Annotated in this window: 16 protein-coding genes; 5 read left to right on the forward strand and 11 right to left on the reverse strand. The window is 66.2% G+C overall.

Annotated features, from left to right (window positions below):
• Positions 1-5: 5 nt before the first annotated feature.
• The 9 genes from GRI42_RS10935 to rpe form a co-directional block, all read right to left on the reverse strand.
• A complete protein-coding gene (locus tag GRI42_RS10935; RefSeq protein ID WP_160608520.1) occupies positions 6-806 on the reverse strand; it encodes a crotonase/enoyl-CoA hydratase family protein in 801 nt (266 codons plus the stop codon).
• Positions 784-1287, reverse strand: a complete 504-nt coding sequence (locus GRI42_RS10940) for a hypothetical protein (RefSeq protein WP_160608521.1) — start codon at positions 1285-1287, stop codon at positions 784-786. Before GRI42_RS10940 ends, GRI42_RS10935 begins: the two co-directional genes overlap by 23 nt.
• An 85-nt stretch (positions 1288-1372) precedes the next feature.
• Entirely contained in the window at positions 1373-3295 is a 1923-nt protein-coding gene (gene dxs / locus GRI42_RS10945) for a 1-deoxy-D-xylulose-5-phosphate synthase (protein WP_160608522.1), read from the reverse strand.
• Positions 3296-3366: 71 nt separating this feature from the next.
• Positions 3367-3834 carry a Fur family transcriptional regulator gene (locus tag GRI42_RS10950; protein ID WP_160608523.1) on the reverse strand — a complete coding sequence of 156 codons (468 nt, stop codon included), beginning with the start codon at positions 3832-3834 and terminating at the stop codon, positions 3367-3369.
• Positions 3835-3870: 36 nt separating this feature from the next.
• Positions 3871-4551 (reverse strand): peptide-methionine (S)-S-oxide reductase MsrA, encoded by a 681-nt coding sequence (msrA, locus tag GRI42_RS10955; protein WP_160608524.1) that lies wholly within the window; start codon positions 4549-4551, stop codon positions 3871-3873.
• A complete protein-coding gene (locus GRI42_RS13985) occupies positions 4551-4697 on the reverse strand; it encodes a hypothetical protein (RefSeq protein WP_234033938.1) in 147 nt (48 codons plus the stop codon). The genes msrA and GRI42_RS13985 overlap by 1 nt, the downstream gene beginning before the upstream one ends.
• Positions 4698-4770: 73 nt before the next feature.
• On the reverse strand, positions 4771-6357 hold the full coding sequence (gene purH / locus GRI42_RS10960) for a bifunctional phosphoribosylaminoimidazolecarboxamide formyltransferase/IMP cyclohydrolase (RefSeq protein WP_160608525.1): 1587 nt from the start codon (positions 6355-6357) through the stop codon (positions 4771-4773).
• 7 nt (positions 6358-6364) lie between these two features.
• A complete protein-coding gene (locus tag GRI42_RS10965) occupies positions 6365-8227 on the reverse strand; it encodes a heparinase II/III family protein (RefSeq protein ID WP_160608526.1) in 1863 nt (620 codons plus the stop codon).
• The gene (gene rpe / locus GRI42_RS10970; RefSeq protein WP_160608527.1) at positions 8224-8886 is read right to left on the reverse strand and encodes a ribulose-phosphate 3-epimerase; all 663 of its coding nucleotides are present in this window, start codon (positions 8884-8886) and stop codon (positions 8224-8226) included. Before rpe ends, GRI42_RS10965 begins: the two co-directional genes overlap by 4 nt.
• 139 nt (positions 8887-9025) lie before the next feature.
• Between rpe and GRI42_RS10975 the strand changes: the two genes are divergently transcribed.
• From GRI42_RS10975 to GRI42_RS10990, 5 genes are all read left to right on the forward strand, one after another.
• A complete protein-coding gene (locus GRI42_RS10975; RefSeq protein ID WP_160608528.1) occupies positions 9026-9295 on the forward strand; it encodes a PqqD family protein in 270 nt (89 codons plus the stop codon).
• A 62-nt stretch (positions 9296-9357) separates the two neighbouring features.
• Positions 9358-9483 carry a hypothetical protein gene (locus GRI42_RS14085; protein WP_267904390.1) on the forward strand — a complete coding sequence of 42 codons (126 nt, stop codon included), beginning with the start codon at positions 9358-9360 and terminating at the stop codon, positions 9481-9483.
• 19 nt (positions 9484-9502) lie between these two features.
• On the forward strand, positions 9503-11392 hold the full coding sequence (locus tag GRI42_RS10980) for an asparagine synthase-related protein (protein WP_160608529.1): 1890 nt from the start codon (positions 9503-9505) through the stop codon (positions 11390-11392).
• Between the two features lie 44 nt (positions 11393-11436).
• The gene (locus GRI42_RS10985) at positions 11437-13098 is read left to right on the forward strand and encodes an ABC transporter ATP-binding protein (RefSeq protein ID WP_160608530.1); all 1662 of its coding nucleotides are present in this window, start codon (positions 11437-11439) and stop codon (positions 13096-13098) included.
• 121 nt (positions 13099-13219) lie between these two features.
• A complete protein-coding gene (locus GRI42_RS10990) occupies positions 13220-13717 on the forward strand; it encodes a DUF2141 domain-containing protein (RefSeq protein WP_160608531.1) in 498 nt (165 codons plus the stop codon).
• On the opposite strand, the gene GRI42_RS10995 is transcribed toward GRI42_RS10990, so the two are convergent.
• A complete protein-coding gene (locus GRI42_RS10995; RefSeq protein ID WP_160608532.1) occupies positions 13708-14622 on the reverse strand; it encodes a hypothetical protein in 915 nt (304 codons plus the stop codon). The genes GRI42_RS10990 and GRI42_RS10995 overlap by 10 nt on opposite strands.
• Positions 14619-15644, reverse strand: a complete 1026-nt coding sequence (locus tag GRI42_RS11000; RefSeq protein WP_160608533.1) for a diacylglycerol/lipid kinase family protein — start codon at positions 15642-15644, stop codon at positions 14619-14621. Before GRI42_RS11000 ends, GRI42_RS10995 begins: the two co-directional genes overlap by 4 nt.
• Positions 15645-15708: the final 64 nt, after the last annotated feature.

Here is a 15708-nt window from a genome sequence, read left to right on the forward strand (position 1 = left end):
GGGACCTATTCGCCGGTGAACCTGGGCGCGCGCTTTTCGATCAGCGCATCGACGCCTTCCATGTGATCGCGGGTGGAATGCATCAGCGCCTGTGCGTTGGCTGCCATTTCCAGCGCAGCGTCGTAACTCGTCGAGCGCCCCTGCCGCATGAGGTTCTTGGCCTGCCGCAGGGCGTGGGGAGGCATGGCTGCGACCCTGCCTGCGAGCGCTGCGGCCTCGTCCATCAGCGCGTCATGGTCGACAACCTGGCTGACGAGACCCCAGTCGAGCGCGGTGGCCGCATCGATCACGTCTCCGGTATAGAACAGCTCCGCAGCGCGCGCCTCGCCGATGATGCGCGGCAGGATCCATGTGCCGCCGTCCCCCGGAATGATGCCGAGCTTGAGGAAGGTGACGCCGAATTTCGCCTTCTCGCTCGCGATGCGCATGTCGGCAAGGCACGCGAGGTCGCAGCCCAGACCGATGGCCGGGCCGTTGACCGCCGCGATCAGCGGCACGCGCAGCGAATAGAGCGCGCGCAGGATCTTGTGGATGTTGTTCCGGTAGCCGTCGGCGATCTCGGGCGCGGTACCGCCGAAATTGCCGGTCTTGTCCTTCATCGCCTTGATGTCGCCGCCCGCACTAAAGGCGCGGCCCGCGCCGGTCAGGATGACGCAGCGCACGCTCATGTCGGCGTTGATGGCATCGCAGGCCGCAGCGAAAGCATCACCGTCACCCGCCGCGCCGAGGGGGTTCATGCTGTCCGGCCGGTTGAGCGTCAGCGTGGTGATGTGGCCGGCGGTTTCACTCTGCAGCAGGGTCGGCATAGGGCCCTCCGTTTTCATCCCAGCCCGCGACTGTCGAAGCGATCTTCTTTTCAAAATCGGTCTGTGGCCGGTGCGTCCAGATCGCGTTGGTCAGTTCCGCGAGCGACCTGTCGAGATAGGTCGACCAAATCCAAGCGTCGCCATAGAACTCGCGGGCCATTGCCCCGTTCACGCGATAAAGGAAACGCCGGTGCGCGCACTCGATAGGGTATTTCGACGGCTTGAAGAGATAGAGGCTGAGGCGCCCCATATCGGTTTTCATCCTGTCGATGGACCGCAAGCCTATCCGCTTGGAACCGTGCGACCGGATGAAGATGCCCTTCCCGTCGATAACGACCTGCTCGCGCCGATCGAACAGGCGCAGGCAGCAGACGGCGGCAATCCAGCCGAAGAACAGCCCGCCAGGTCCCCCCAGAATGGCTGTCGTAAAACCCGACATGCCGAAACCACCGAATGCGAAGGCAAGGCAAAGGCCTGCCATTGATCCCGAGACTGCGACCAATGCAAGAAGCTTGGGGACCGAGTAACGCGCGACCAACGGCTCCGGCGCAGAAGTCATCCGCGGATCAGGCCCGCGCCTCTTCGACGCCCGCCGAATTGTGGCGCAGGGCCTTGAGCGCGGTGTCGACGATATGCGGCGCGTTGAGGCCTGCCTCGTCATACTGCTTCACCGGATCGTCCTGGTCCTGGAAGACGTCGGGCAGGCGCATGGTGCGCACCTTCAGGCCTGCGTCGGTCAGGCCCGCGTCGCTGGCAAAGGTCAGGACATGCGCGCCGAGGCCGCCGACGGCACCTTCCTCGATCGTCACGACGACCTCGTGGCCGCGCATCAGCTTCTCGATCAGCTCGGTGTCGAGCGGTTTGGCGAAGCGCATGTCGGCAACGGTGGTCGACAGGCCCTTGGCCTCCAGCTGGTCGGCTGCCTTCTTCGCCTCTTCCAGACGCGCGCCGAGCGAGAGGATGGCGACCTTGGTGCCTTCTCGCACGATGCGGCCCTTGCCGATCTCCAGCTTCTGCAGCTGCTCGGGAATTTCGACGCCGGTGCCTGACCCTCGCGGATAACGGAAGGCGATCGGGCCGTCGTCATATTCGGCGGCCGTGTAGGTCATGTGCGCCAGTTCCGCCTCGTCGGCGGCGGCCATCACGACCATGTTCGGCAGCGTGGCGAGATAGGCGATGTCGAAGGCGCCGGCGTGGGTACAGCCGTCGGCCCCGACCAGCCCCGCACGGTCGATGGCGAAGCGCACGGCCAGGTTCTGGATGGCGACGTCGTGCACGACCTGGTCGTAGGCGCGCTGGAGGAAGGTCGAATAGATCGCCGCGAAGGGCCGCATGCCCTGTGCCGCGAGGCCCGCGGCGAAAGTTACGCCGTGCTGTTCGGCAATGCCGACGTCGAACGCCTTGTCCGGATGCGCCTTGGCGAACTTGTCGACACCCGTACCACTCGGCATTGCGGCGGTGATTGCGCAGATGCGCGGGTCGGTATCGGCTATCTTCGCCAGCGTTTCGCCGAAGACGTTCTGGTAGGCGGGCGGGCCGCCCGAGGACTTCTTTTGCTCGCCCGTGACGACATCGAACTTCGCGACACCGTGATACTTGTCGGCGCTGTTTTCGGCCGGGGCGTAGCCCTTGCCCTTCTGCGTGACGACGTGAATCAGGACCGGACCCTGTTCGCTGTCGCGCACGTTTTCCAGCACCGGGATGAGGTGGTCGAGATTGTGCCCGTCGATCGGGCCGACGTAGTAGAAGCCGAGCTCCTCGAACAGCGTGCCGCCGGTCACCATGCCGCGGGCGTATTCCTCTGCCTTCTCAAGCCCGTCATGGACCTTGCGGCTGAGCTTCTTCGAAAGGCGCGAGGCAAGGCTGCGCAGGCCGAGATATTCGCTGCTCGACACGGTGCGGGCGAGATAGGCCGACAAGCCGCCAACGGGCGGGGCGATCGACATGTCGTTATCGTTGAGGATGACGATCAGGCGGTTTCCCGCCGCCTCGGCATTGTTCATCGCCTCGTAGGCCATGCCCGCGCTCATCGCGCCGTCGCCGATGACCGCGATCCCGCGCCCCGGCTTGCCCAGCATCTTGTTCGCCATGGCAAAGCCCAGCGCCGCGCTGATCGAGGTCGAGGAATGCGCCGCACCGAAGGGGTCGTATTCGCTCTCCGCGCGCTTGGTGAAGCCGGACAGACCGCCACCCTGGCGCAGCGTGCGGATACGGTCACGCCGGCCGGTGAGGATCTTGTGCGGGTAGCACTGGTGCCCGACGTCCCACACCAGCTTGTCTTCCGGCGTGTTGAACACATAGTGGATCGCGGTGGTCAGTTCGACCACGCCGAGGCCCGAACCGAGGTGCCCGCCGGTGGTCCCGACGGCATCAATCATTTCGGCACGCAATTCGTCCGAAAGCTGGCGGAGCTGCGATTTGTCGAGTTTGCGGAGGTCGGCCGGATACTCGACCGTATCCAGCAGCGGCGTGTGAGGGCGCGTCGTCATGAAAGCGGCCTTACACGCGGCAATCGAAACTGTCGATGAACGCTTTATCGCTCATATCGCACGGTTCGTCGTCATGCGGCACAGTCATCGCATAGGCCGCGAAGTTCCACCACGGGCCGCACGTCGGTGAAGCCTGCATCCTTGCCCGCTTCGCGCAGGGCGCCGGTCACCCGGTCGTCATCGATATGCATGGCCTTCCCGCAATCGTCGCAGATCAGGAAGATGCAGTCGTGCCGACATCCCGGGTGCGTGTTGACGAGATAGGCGTTGGCGCTTTCGATCCGGTTGGCAAGGTTGGTCCGCACGAACAGGTCGAGAATCCGGTAGACGCTGTTGGGCGCAACCCGCTTGCCGCGCGCAGCCGACAGATTGTCCGCAATATCGTAGGCGCTGGCGGGCTTTTCGTGCCGGGCGAGTTCCTCGAACACCGATTGGCGCATGCCCGTCCACTGCTCGCCGGCATCGGTCAGCGTGTGGCGTGCGGCGTCGATCAGGGCGTCGCCGGAATGTTCCTTGTGGGCGTGTACGTGCTTGGCCATGCGTGAGAGGTAAGCGCCCCTCTGCCCCCGCGCAAGCTAGTTGCGGCGGAACTCGGCCCGGTACTGAGAGGGGTAGAGCCGCTTGAGGGCAGCAACCTTCGGCGCGTCCCAGCGCAGGATATAGGGATGGCGAGGATTCTTCGCGGCGAAATCCTGGTGATAGGTCTCGGCCGGATAGAATGCCTGCGCGCGCACGATGTCGGTGACGATCGGGCGCGACCATTTGCCGCTCGCCTTCATCTGGGCGAGGTAGGCCTTGGCCACGGCCAGCTGTTCGGCAGACATCGGAACCAGTTCGGCATTGTAATGCGCGCCGCGGTCGGGGCCCTGCCGGTCCTTGAGCGTCGGATCGGCAATGACCGAGAAGAAGATGCGCAGCAGTTCGTCATAGCGGATGACCGACGGATCGTACGTGACCTTCACCACTTCGACATGGTCGGTGACGCCCGACGAAACCAGCTTGTAATCGGCCTGCCGCGCGGTTCCGCCGTGGTATCCGGAAACGGCGCTGGTGACACCCTTGGTGTGGCTGAAGACGGCTTCGACGCCCCAGAAACAGCCGCCTGCGAAAATGGCGGTCTTGAGGCCCTTGCCCTCTTTCGCGATTCGCTTGGCCGCGGGGGCCTCGACCACGCTTTCGGCGGCGAGGGCGGGCTCCTGGCAGGCCGAAACCGCGAGAAGCGCGATTGCAGCGAGGCCGGAAGCGAAGCTGCGCATCAGAACAGGGCGGGGATCGCCGCGATCAGCGCGTGGCCGTTGGAGGCGGCAACGAGGGCGGCGCCGGCAAGAAAGCCGATGCCGAAGTTGCGATAGAGGTCGGAGCTGAAGAGATTCATCGCAGGTCTTTCGGTACGCTTGCCCATCTGGTTACAGGCGTACCGATTGCAACACGGTTAATGCGATGGTTGTAATTCGTTCAGGCGATCAGCCGGGTGATCAGTGGCGGAAATGGCGCATCCCGGTGAAGACCATCGCGAGGCCCTGCTCGTCGGCGGCAGCGATCACTTCCTCATCGCGGATCGAACCGCCCGGCTGGATGATTGCGGTCGCCCCTGCCTCGGCTGCAGCGAGCAGGCCGTCGGCGAAGGGGAAGAAGGCGTCCGAGGCAACTGCGCTGCCGACAGTCCGGCTCTGGTCCCAGCCGTACTTCTCGGCCGCTTCAGCAGCCTTCATTGCTGCAATGCGCGAGCTGTCGCGGCGGTTCATCTGTCCCGCGCCGATTCCCGCGGTCGCACCGTCCTTCGCATAGACGATGGCGTTCGACTTGACGTGGCGCGCCACGGTCCAGGCGAACAGGCAGTCCTTCAGTTCCTGCTCCGTCGGGGCGCGCTGGGTCACCACCTTGAGATCGGCCTCGGTGATGGCACCATTGTCGCGCGTCTGGACCAGCAGGCCGCCGGTGATCGGCTTGACCAGCAGGCCGCCGCGGCGCGGATCGGGCCGGTCGCCGGTGACGAGCAGGCGCAGGTTCTTCTTCTTGGCGAAAGCGGCCTTGGCCTCCTCGCTCACCGAAGGAGCGATGACGACCTCGGTGAAGATTTCGCAGATCGCTTCGGCGGTCGGGCCGTCGAGCTCGGTGTTCACCGCAACGATGCCGCCGAAAGCCGACACGCTGTCGCAGGCAAGCGCCTCGTTCCACGCCTCGAGCAGGCTCGGGGCCTGCGCCACGCCACAGGGGTTGGCGTGCTTGACGATCACCACCGCTGGCTCCCCGCCAGCGAATTCGGCGCAGAGTTCCAGCGCCGCATCGGCATCGTTGTAATTGTTGTAGCTGAGTTCCTTGCCCTGCAGCTGTTCGGCCTGCGCAATGCCGCGCCCGTGCGGACCTGTCGGCGTGTAGAGCGCCGCCTTCTGGTGCGGGTTTTCGCCATAGCGCAGTTCGACCGGAGCCTTGCCGTTGACGGCGAGGAAGTCGGGGAACAGCTGCTGCTGGTCGGCAAAGGCGAACCACTGGCTGATCATGCTGTCATAGGCGGCCGTGGCGGCAAAGGCCTTGGCCGCGCATTTGCGGCGGAATTCCAGCGTGGTCGCACCGCTCGCTTCCAGTTCGGCGACGAGCGTGCCGTAATCGGCAGGATCGGTGACGATGGTGACGAATTGGTGGTTCTTGGCCGCAGAACGGACCATCGAGGGGCCGCCGATATCGATGTTCTCGATGATCTCGTCACGCTCTGCACCGCGCATCACGGTCGCCTCGAACGGGTAAAGATTGACCACCACGAGATCGATCGCTCCGATGGCGTGTTCGTCCATGGCGGCGGCGTGTTCGGGATTGTCGCGCACGGCGAGGAGGCCGCCGTGGACCATCGGGTGCAGCGTCTTCACGCGGCCATCCATCATCTCGGGGAAGCCGGTGAGGTCGGAGACATCACGCACGTCGAGACCCGCTTCGCGCAGCGCCTTAGCAGTGCCGCCGGTCGACACCAGTTCCACGCCGCGCGCGGCCAGCGCCTTGCCCAGATCCACCAATCCGCTCTTGTCGGACACCGACAGCAGTGCCCGCTTGATCGCCACTTCGCTCACGTGAAAATTACCCCATTCGTTTGAGCAGCCAGGGGAAACGCCCCCCGCTGCGGGCAGTCAGTCCTTCGACCACGATTTGCTGCGTCCCGTGCGGCCGGCCCTGGCCATCGACCCAGAGCGAATCCTCGACGCTGCATGCGGCCTCGCCGGTATCCCCTCCGAGGCGGAATTGCCAGTAGCTTGCATCGGGCATGGCGAGGTGGACGCCGCGCCCATCCTCGGTCACGCGCGCCTCGATGGCGCGCCCCAGGTGGAAGCGCATGGCAAAGCCGATCTTGCCGCGCTTGCCCTTGCGCCCCGAAGGTTCGAGCACGTCTTCGCCGCGCAGCTCGGTGCCTTCGTCGGAAAGCATGAGGATGCGGCGGTGGATGAGGCCGAATCGCGCGGCATAGCCGTTGTGCGCCGCTTCCAGCCGCGTGGCGTTCTTGGTGCCCTGCGCAACGGTATCGCGGGTGCAATCGACCTCTTCCACACCCTTGCCGATCTGGCCGTGGAGCAGGATGGCGGTCGAATTCGCATCATCGAGCACCAGCGTGGAATGGGCCGAGGTGCCGCGCAGGCCCTGTTCGATCCGCGACGGGACCAGCGCGCCCGCCAGTTCCGCGCCGCCGCAATTGACGATGATACGCTGGGCGCCGTGCGAATATTCGAAGGCCAGCGTGGAGGCACAGGCGTGCCGCGCATGCTTGGGCTTCGGCGGGGGCGCGGCGTCGAATACCAACAGCGCATCGCGTGCACGGATGCGCTGGTAGCCCCACTGCTTGGCCTCCACCATCGGGCGGGCGCGAACGCCGCTGGCAGTGACGATCGCATCGAGCGTCTCTTCGCTCATCGCCGCAGAGCCCTGCCAGCTGCCGACGCCGCGGTCACCCATGCGGAGCGACAGCAGCGCGGGCACCAGCAGGCCGAGCATGGTGTCCAGCGCGGCAGGGTGGGCACGTCCGGCCGCCGCATAACAGGCGCGCACTTCTACCAGCAGCGCCACGGCCTCTGCCTGCGCGCTGGGCGAGCGCGACAGGACGCCCCCATCCTCGCCGACCATTTCGCCGAGCGTCTTGAGCAGGCCCGCCTCGCCATAGAGTCGCCGTGCCCAGCCGTCGGGCATCAGCAGCCCGGCAGCGACAATCCCGGACCAGCCGGCGGCCTGTGCCAACCGGTCGTCAACGCCGGTGACATTCCGGTCGAGCCAGCGCGCGGTGGTTTCCAGCGCATCGAGATATTTGGTCTTCAACCGCTCGCCATCGCCGGTCAGCAGGATCGGCGCGTGGACGATCCAGTTGAGGAGGCGCAGGCCAGCCAGTTCCACGGTCCATGCCGGCCCCTTGCCGACCTGCGGATTGGCCTGCAGCCACGAGGCGAACAGGTCGCCAGCCGTGCCGACGCATTGCGTGCGCGGTGCGCTGGCCGCCAAGTCGCGCATCCAAGTGAAGCCGTGCACCGAGCGCACGAAAGGGGGCGCGAGTTTCGACGGCGACCCGAAATCGAGCTTGCCGAGCGGCAGCTTCATCCCGCCTGCCATGAACAGCCCGGCCCTCAGCGCGACACCTGCAGAACGGTTGCCTACCAGCGGGCTTTCGACCGTGCCCAGAAGGCGCGGTTTCGCCGGTTTGCGCAGCGGCGAGGACAGCACCTGTCCCGGAATGCCGATACGATAGGCCCAGCGCATGGCGGTGTGGAGCGGACCAGTTCGCGGTGGCTGGAAATCGGCGAGCACCAGTGCGCGCGCCGGTTCGATCTCGGCTTCCGGTTCGGTGATAGCGGGAGAGGTCACCAGCGACTCTTCGGCAGAACCGAGAGGCAGCGCGACCTGGTCGTCGTCCGGCGCATCTTCGCGAACGGCGCTGAGCAGGTCGGCGTGGCCCTCCATCATCCCAATCCCTGCAAGGCGGCGATATTCGATGCGTATTTGTCCGGCCCGCCGCGGAAAGTCGCAGATCCTGCGACCAGCACGTCGGCGCCCGCGTCGACGCACAGCGGCGCGGTGACAGGATCGACGCCGCCGTCGACTTCCAGCCGGATGTCCTTGCCCAGCGCATCGATGCGCTTCCTGATCGCCTCGATCTTGCGCAGCTGCGAATGGATGAAGCTCTGCCCGCCGAAGCCCGGATTGACGCTCATCACGAGGACGAGGTCGACGTCCTCGAGCAGGTAATCCAGTGCCTCGACCGCAGTGCCGGGATTGAGCACGACGCCCGCCTTTTTGCCGAGGCCGCGAATGGCCTGCAGCGTGCGGTGGATGTGCGGGCCGGCTTCGGGATGCACGGTGATGATATCCGCCCCCGCTTCGGCAAAAGCTTCGAGATAGGGGTCGATCGGCGCGATCATCAGGTGCACGTCGAACGGCTTGTCCGAATGGGGCCGCAGCGCCTTCACGACAGCCGGGCCAATAGTGATGTTGGGCACGTAATGCCCGTCCATCACGTCGATATGGATCCAGTCAGCGCCCGCAGCATCGACGGCGCGCACTTCTTCGCCGAGCCGGGCGAAATCGGCCGAAAGGATGGAAGGAGAAATCAGCGGGGCTGCCATGTTCGCTTGTCCGGTCTGTCGCGAGTTGAGCCTATCTTTTCGCCTACGCGCGCGGGGGGCGCCGCCACAAGGCGCGCACCCCGCCTTTTCCACGGCAGAGGGGCTTGGAAGCCGCAGCCGGGCGGATTAGGCAGGGGCCATGGCCGCATTGCACAAGCTGACCGGAAATTTCGCCGCTACCGATGTCGACGGGGAATTGCTGATCGTCCATCTCGGCGGGGGCGAGCTGTTCTCGCTCAGCGGGACGGCCCGCTCGGTTTGGGACGCCATCGATGGTCAGCGCGACGAGGCGCAGATTGCCGAGCACCTTGCCGCCGCCTTCGATGTCGATGCTGCCACCCTTGAAACCGATATCGCCGCTTTCGTGGAAAAATTGAGGGCGGCGGCACTCATCGGCCCGGCCAAGTAATCGCGGAGCTTTTGACTTGGCACCGGCCCATGATATGTTCGCAGGCGAAAGGTCGATCTTCGATGAAACAGCAGAATTCGCCCAAGCCGGCCTGGACCAAGCCCGAACTGGTGCGCCTCGGCACGATCCGCGATATTGCCGGGCCGCCCGGCGGCAACAGGCAGTCGTCGGCCATCGGGCACTCCTGACAGCGCGGCAGCGCCATCGATGATAGCCGCTCTCCGCAGATGGAGCGGCGAACCTTCCCCGCACCTCGACGATGCCAGCAAGGCGCTGGGCAGATACACCCGCAGTGCCGCGTCGCTGCGCGAAAAGCCGGGCCTTGCCCTGCTGGCCGGACAGCGCGATTTCCTGGGAAGTTCGGACGGAATCGAGGCCGCCTTCTCGGGCTGGATCGACAATGCCGACGAAATCGCGGAATTGCTGCACGTGGAAGCGGCCAACCCCGCCAACCTCTACGCCGCCGCCCTGGCTGCCTGGGGTGACGACGCCGACCGGCGCATCGTCGGAAACTATGCCGCGATCGCCGCTTGGGGCGATGGGCGCCTGCGAGTCGCTCGGTCACCGTGGAGCGCGCCGCCGCTCTATTATCGCCACGCGGACGGGGAGTGCATTGCATCCCCTATGATGCGCGTGCTCTTCGCTGCCGGCACCCCGCGCGAGCTCGATTACGAGCGGATGGTCGACGAACTCGCCTTCGACTGGCGCTGTCTCGAGGAAACCGCCTGGCACAAGGGCGTGCTGAGGGTCCCGCTTGGCGCGACTGTCACTCTCTCCGCGGAAAGGAAAATTCTCGACCGCTGGTACAAGCCGCCCGTCTCCGCGAGCGGCTTGGCGTATGACGAAGGCGGGGCTGTCGAAAGGGCGAGGGAACTGCTCGACGAGGCGGCGAGCAAGGCTCTTGCCTGGGCGGCGAAACCTGCAGTCACCCTGTCGGCGGGGCTCGATTCCCCGCTCGTCACCGCCTCGCTGCTCGAGAGCCTTCCAGAAGGTCGCACGCTTCCGGCAATCACCTTCGTCCCGGACCGGCGCTGGGACGGCCGCGACGAGCCCGGCACCCTGGGCGACGAGAGCGCCTTGGCCGGGGAATTCGCGGCACAGCAACCTCGGCTCGACTGGCACAGGGCGAGCGACGATGTCGGCCCCTTCGACCGCCGCGCGCGCGAAATCTTTGCGGCAAGCGAGGTATTCGCGCAGGGCCTCGGCAATGTCGGCATGATGCATTGCGTCTACGAGAAAGCGCGCGAGCTGGGCTGCGATACGCTCCTGACCGCCGACATGGGCAATGCGACGCTGAGCGATGCGGGCCGCTACGGGTATTGCGAATATGCGCGGAAGGGGCGCTGGGGCGAGCTGGTCGGGCTGTTGTGTAACCGGCCGGGCGATACGAGGCCGCTGTGGCGCAAACTGCTCGCCCTCTCGGTCCTGCCGCATCTACCGGCGGCGCTGCGCAAGCTGGCACGTCGCCTGGTGCACCCGGCGAGGCGCGACATGACCGCGCTGCTCTCGCCGCTCTCGCCCGAGGCGCGCGCCTCTCAGGCCGCCCGCGCAAAGTCGCGCGGTACGTCGGGTGAGTGGGAGGATTTCACGCACGACCGCAGCCGGGCAGATGCGGTCGCGCGCGAGTTCGCCAATGCGGACAGCTCCGCCTTCGACGTGGACCTCGCCTTCGAGCAGCTTTACGGCATCAGGAAGCGCGACGTGATGGCGTACCGCCCGCTCGTCGAATTCTGCTTCTCCCTTCCGTTGGAAGCCTTCGCGCGGGATGGCATGGAGCGCCGCCTGGCGCGTCTCGTCGGCAAAGGTCGGATCCCCGAGGCAATCCGCACCAATCGGCTCCACGGCCAGCACAATGTCGACTGGCATGCACGCATGACGCCGGTCCGTGCAGAGATGATCGCGACGCTCGAGGCGGCCCGCGACCACCCTTTCCTCGGCGAGGCGCTCGATATCGATCGCCTGGTCGGCCTGATCGAGGATTGGCCGCCCGCAACGGACTTCAGCTGGGAACAGGAGTGGTCGCGCCTCGCAGCCCTGCCGCGCGCGATCCTCGCGGCGCGCTACGTCGGACACGTCGAAAACCGGAACGACTTCTAGCATGGGCTTTGACCTGCGGGCCGGCTGACGCATAGACCCTGCTCATGGCATCACGACAAGCGCTGCGCGAGGTAATCGCCGCCGGAGGAAGGAGGCGCTTCGCAGCGGTGGTCGCCCTTTCGCTGCTGGCCGCTATCACCGAGGGGGCGGGCTTCGTCCTGCTCGTGCCCCTGCTCGCTGCCCTGGGCGGCGCCGAGATGCCGCTCGGCCTCGCCCTGTCGCGCTGGCCGATTGAGGGCCTGCTTGGCGTGTTCGTCATTCTCGTGGCTATCCGGGCGGGGGTGGAAGTCCTGCGCAGGCTGGCCGTGCAGGACCTGCGCATTGCCGTGGTGGACGGCTTGCGGCTTCGCGCGGTCGATGCCGTGCTTGGCGCGGGCTGGCGCTGGTCCTCGGGCCTTGCCGAGGGCGAGGCGGAGGCGCTGCTGATCACCGACATCGAGCGTTGCAGCTATGCGGTCGAGCTATGCGGCACTCTCGTGCGGCTCGCTGCCTCGCTAGGCGCTCTCAGCATTGCCGCGCTGGTCATTTCTCCGCTCGCCGCGCTTGCGGGATTTGGCCTCGGCGCACTCGCACTCGTGCTGCTGTCGCCGATGCGTCGACGCGCCCGCAAGCTGGGCGAGCTTCTGTCCGCGCGGTATGACGAGCTCCACGCAAGGCTGGGCGAAAGCCTGCGCGCCCTGCGGGTGATCAAGAGTTTCGGCAGGGAGAAGGCGCAGTCCCGGCGGATCGCCGGCGCGCTCGGCGATCTGCGCGCGGTGGAGCGCGGCTATGTCCTTTCGAGCTCGCTTGCCCATGCGATGCTGCAACTGTTTGGCGCGGTCCTCGCCGCACTCGGCGTCTGGGTAGCACTCGAAGTTTTCGCCATGCCGCTTGCTGTGGTCCTCGCACTGGCGGCGCTGTTCGTCCGCGCCTTGCCGCAGGTTGGCGAGCTTCAGGCCAGCGCACAGGGCTGGGCCCATGCCGCGTCCGCGCTCGACCGCGCGCTCTCCATGACTGAACGCGGGCTGCAGCACGCCGAAGCGCTCGGCGCGGAGCAGGTGCCCAAGCTCCAGCGCGTGCTTGCCATGCACGGTGTCGGCTACGCCCATCGCGAAGGTCACAGCGCGCTCGAGCATATCGACCTCGAAATCGCTGCAGGAACCATGGTCGCGCTGTGCGGGCCGTCGGGTGCGGGCAAGAGCACGCTAGCAGACCTGTGCGCCGGTCTCACCGGCCCCGATGCCGGAGCGATTACAGTCGACGGCGTAGCGCTCACCGAGGTCAACCGCATCGCCTGGCGCAAGCGCGTGGCCTATGTGCAGCAGGAGCCGGTGCTCTTTTCGGCCAGTGTGAGGGACAACTTCCTGTTCGTAGAACCGGAGGCCGACGAAGCGCAAATGATGCAGGCGCTGGGGGCCGCCCACGCCGGCTTCGTGCACTCCCTGCCTGGCGGTCTCGACTGCGACCTTGGCAATGCGGGCCGCGCCTTGTCCGGAGGCGAAAAGCAGCGCATCGCGCTCGCCCGCGCCCTGATGCGCAAACCCGACCTCATAATTCTCGACGAGGCGACCAGCGCGCTAGATGCCGGCAGCGAGGAGGCGATTGCGGCGGCGCTACGGGAGTTGGCCGGCAAGACCACCGTTATCGCCATCGCTCATCGCGGCAAGCTGCGCGAGATGGCCGACTGGATCGTCACGCTTGAAAATGGCCGGCTAAGCATTGGCTGAACGCGCGGCAGTATCGCAATTCAGGCGCAATTCAGCGCAATTTGCTAGAAGCGTCGCGAAAGATTGTGGCGAGATGTCTTTGCACCTCGTCCACGTTACGAAGCAATTCACGGGGCCGAACATGACCGTCCGATCCATCGCCATTGCCGGCAGCGCTGTTGCGCTGGGCGCGCTCGCGCTCTCTGCACCTGCGCTAGCCCAGACCCGCTACGGGCAGGAAATCCCGCACGACCCGGCGCGTTGCCAGGCCGGCAAGCCGGGTGTCTGGGTGTCGATCACCGGCATCAAGGGAGGCCGCGGTACGCTGCGCATTCAGTCCTATCGCGCGACAGAGCGTGACTGGCTGGAAAAGGGCCGCTGGCTCACCCGCATGGAAGCGCCGGCGACGGCTGGCACCATGCGCTTCTGCATGCCGATTGCAGAGCCGGGCAGCTATGGCATTGCAGTGCGCCACGATCTCAACGGCAATGGCAAGACCGACATCTTCGGCGACGGCGGAGCGATGTCGAACAACCCGAGCATCAACCTCTTCAACCTCGGCAAGCCGAACTACAAGAAGGTGGCCTTCAACGTCGGCAATTCGGTCGAATCGATTTCGATCCGGATGCGTTACCGCTGAGCTTTTGCCGCTCGGCGGCGCGCCCGCCACAACTCCCATGCCGCGCCCGGCATGGCGAGCAGCGGGTGCTTCTCGCGGAACGGCGTGACCTCCAGTTCGATGCCCGTGTGGCGGTGCAGCTTCCAGGCACCGTAGCGTGCAGCACCCTCGAACGTCGTGGTCGCCTTTGCCAGCCGCAGGATGTTGAGCGCTTTTCCCAGCTTTTCGCGTTCGCGCCATTCGCGCAGGATAGCCCGGCGGCTCGCTTCGTCCAGCTGGGGGGCCAAGCGATCGCCTTCCTGCGAAAAAGCGATGCCCTGTGTCTCCCATGCGAGCGGGAGCAGCCCGTCGAAATGGTCGCGGTTGACCGACAGGATCGAATCCTCGCGCCCCGGCTTTTCGACCCGGAATTCCGCCCGGTAGGTCGCCTGGAACAGCGCGCGCCAATACGCCTCGGCCTCGGCCTCGCCCTCTGACGGGCCGAGCGCGGCCGCGAAGCGCGCTGCCGATTTCGCTGCCGCGGCGATTGCCTCGTGGACCGATTGTCGTACGTCATCGTCGGCGCTCCAAATGAGCGCGCTCGGCTGGACGAACCGCGTCCAGATCGTCGTGTCGCGGCTTTGCCCGCTGGCAGCCTGGGCGAACTGGGCGAGCGACATGGTGGCGATCTTGGCGCGCAGCGTTTCGCCGCCGTATTCCCATTCGCGGTAGCTCACCTTCGGCCAGATGCGTTCGGCTTGAGCGCCCGGCAGCAGAACGTAGAAATCGAGCACGCCCTCGAGCGATCCTGTCCTCAGGTTAGAGCCGTAGAACAACACGGCGCTGGCGCCTGCTTCATCGCCGAGCATCCGTGCATAGGCCGCGACCTCCGGCCGCACTTCAGCGCCAAGCGATGCTGCAATCCGCTGGTCGAGCGCCGCGCTCACGCCGTCACGAATTCCATTTTGGGACCCTGCCCAACCACATAGCGTCCGGCAGGGAAATGCTCGCCGTCGAGGATGAAAGGCTCCTCGACGTCGAAGGAGAATGCCTCGGCAGAAATATGGTGGAGGCCCGCGCCCGCCAGCCAGCGCGGATGCCAGCCGGCAAGGATGGCGGGGAGAACCGCGAATATCCTCCGGCGGGGCCGGTCGAGCACCGCGAGGCGGATGGGTGCCTGCCGCTTGCCGAACAGCTGGATATTGCCGGGCAGGCGCTCGAAGGTCGAGGCGAGCATAATGTGGCGGCGATCGGGGGCACCGTGGCGCGAATGCGGCATCGGTTCGCCCGACGGCTCGAACGCCAGTTCCATCCGCGTGCCGCGGCGCCAGCGGTTGTCATTGCCGGAAAAGAGCACCTGCATGACGCCCCAGGCCGCTGTAGCACCCACCGCCAGCGAATTGAAGAACCCCATGCGGTGCGCTTCCTGGCCCGCTTCGATGCCGAGCGTGAAAGCGCCCGCACCGAGCACGAAGCCGAGCATCGGGACGGCATCTTCTCGCTGCGCCTCGACCACGGTCAGCGCGCGGCGACGGGCGCGCTTGCCCGACCGGTAGGCCGCTACCGCCTCGGCAAGGCCCCATTGCGCAGGCAGGTCGAGATCGATCTTCAGGGCATTGGTCTTGCCCTGCGGCACGATCGCCAGCACCGGCCATTGCGAGCCGAAGACCGGCTGGCCAAGGGTGAGCACATCGCGGATCGTGCCGTCGCCGCCGCTGATGACGAGCAGGTCGATGCCGCTGCGCGCTAGGTCCGCGAGTTCTGCGGCCAGCTCCTCCTTGGTGCAGGGCTGCACCAGCCGCACATCTGCGCCCGCGACCGTTTCGGCCGGGCTGCCCTGATTGCGGTGCGAGCGCGGATTGTGGATCATTACAATGCGCGGCGCAGGCGCGGCCTGCGGCTCGATCCCCGATGGAATCTCGCCGGTCGCATCATGCATAGGCCGGTAATCGTGAATGACGCGCTCCATTGCGGTTCGCCCGTGGTAGGTTCCAGATAGTGTAGGGATGCCGCCGCGACAATGCGAGCGCCGC

Origin of the sequence: Qipengyuania gaetbuli, from assembly GCF_009827315.1 — a bacterium.
Taxonomy (GTDB): domain Bacteria; phylum Pseudomonadota; class Alphaproteobacteria; order Sphingomonadales; family Sphingomonadaceae; genus Qipengyuania; species Qipengyuania gaetbuli.

Coding starts and splice junctions, on each gene's coding strand:
- GRI42_RS10965 (WP_160608526.1), bottom strand. CDS start 8,227: ATGATGGAGGGCCACGCCGACCTGCTCAGCGCCGTTCGCGAAGATGCG.
- GRI42_RS14085 (WP_267904390.1), top strand. CDS start 9,358: ATGAAACAGCAGAATTCGCCCAAGCCGGCCTGGACCAAGCCCGAACTG.
- GRI42_RS10990 (WP_160608531.1), top strand. CDS start 13,220: ATGACCGTCCGATCCATCGCCATTGCCGGCAGCGCTGTTGCGCTGGGC.
- msrA (WP_160608524.1), bottom strand. CDS start 4,551: ATGCGCAGCTTCGCTTCCGGCCTCGCTGCAATCGCGCTTCTCGCGGTT.
- GRI42_RS10980 (WP_160608529.1), top strand. CDS start 9,503: ATGATAGCCGCTCTCCGCAGATGGAGCGGCGAACCTTCCCCGCACCTC.
- rpe (WP_160608527.1), bottom strand. CDS start 8,886: ATGGCAGCCCCGCTGATTTCTCCTTCCATCCTTTCGGCCGATTTCGCC.
- GRI42_RS10950 (WP_160608523.1), bottom strand. CDS start 3,834: ATGGCCAAGCACGTACACGCCCACAAGGAACATTCCGGCGACGCCCTG.
- GRI42_RS13985 (WP_234033938.1), bottom strand. CDS start 4,697: ATGGGCAAGCGTACCGAAAGACCTGCGATGAATCTCTTCAGCTCCGAC.
- GRI42_RS10985 (WP_160608530.1), top strand. CDS start 11,437: ATGGCATCACGACAAGCGCTGCGCGAGGTAATCGCCGCCGGAGGAAGG.
- GRI42_RS10975 (WP_160608528.1), top strand. CDS start 9,026: ATGGCCGCATTGCACAAGCTGACCGGAAATTTCGCCGCTACCGATGTC.
- GRI42_RS11000 (WP_160608533.1), bottom strand. CDS start 15,644: ATGGAGCGCGTCATTCACGATTACCGGCCTATGCATGATGCGACCGGC.
- dxs (WP_160608522.1), bottom strand. CDS start 3,295: ATGACGACGCGCCCTCACACGCCGCTGCTGGATACGGTCGAGTATCCG.
- GRI42_RS10940 (WP_160608521.1), bottom strand. CDS start 1,287: ATGGCAGGCCTTTGCCTTGCCTTCGCATTCGGTGGTTTCGGCATGTCG.
- GRI42_RS10935 (WP_160608520.1), bottom strand. CDS start 806: ATGCCGACCCTGCTGCAGAGTGAAACCGCCGGCCACATCACCACGCTG.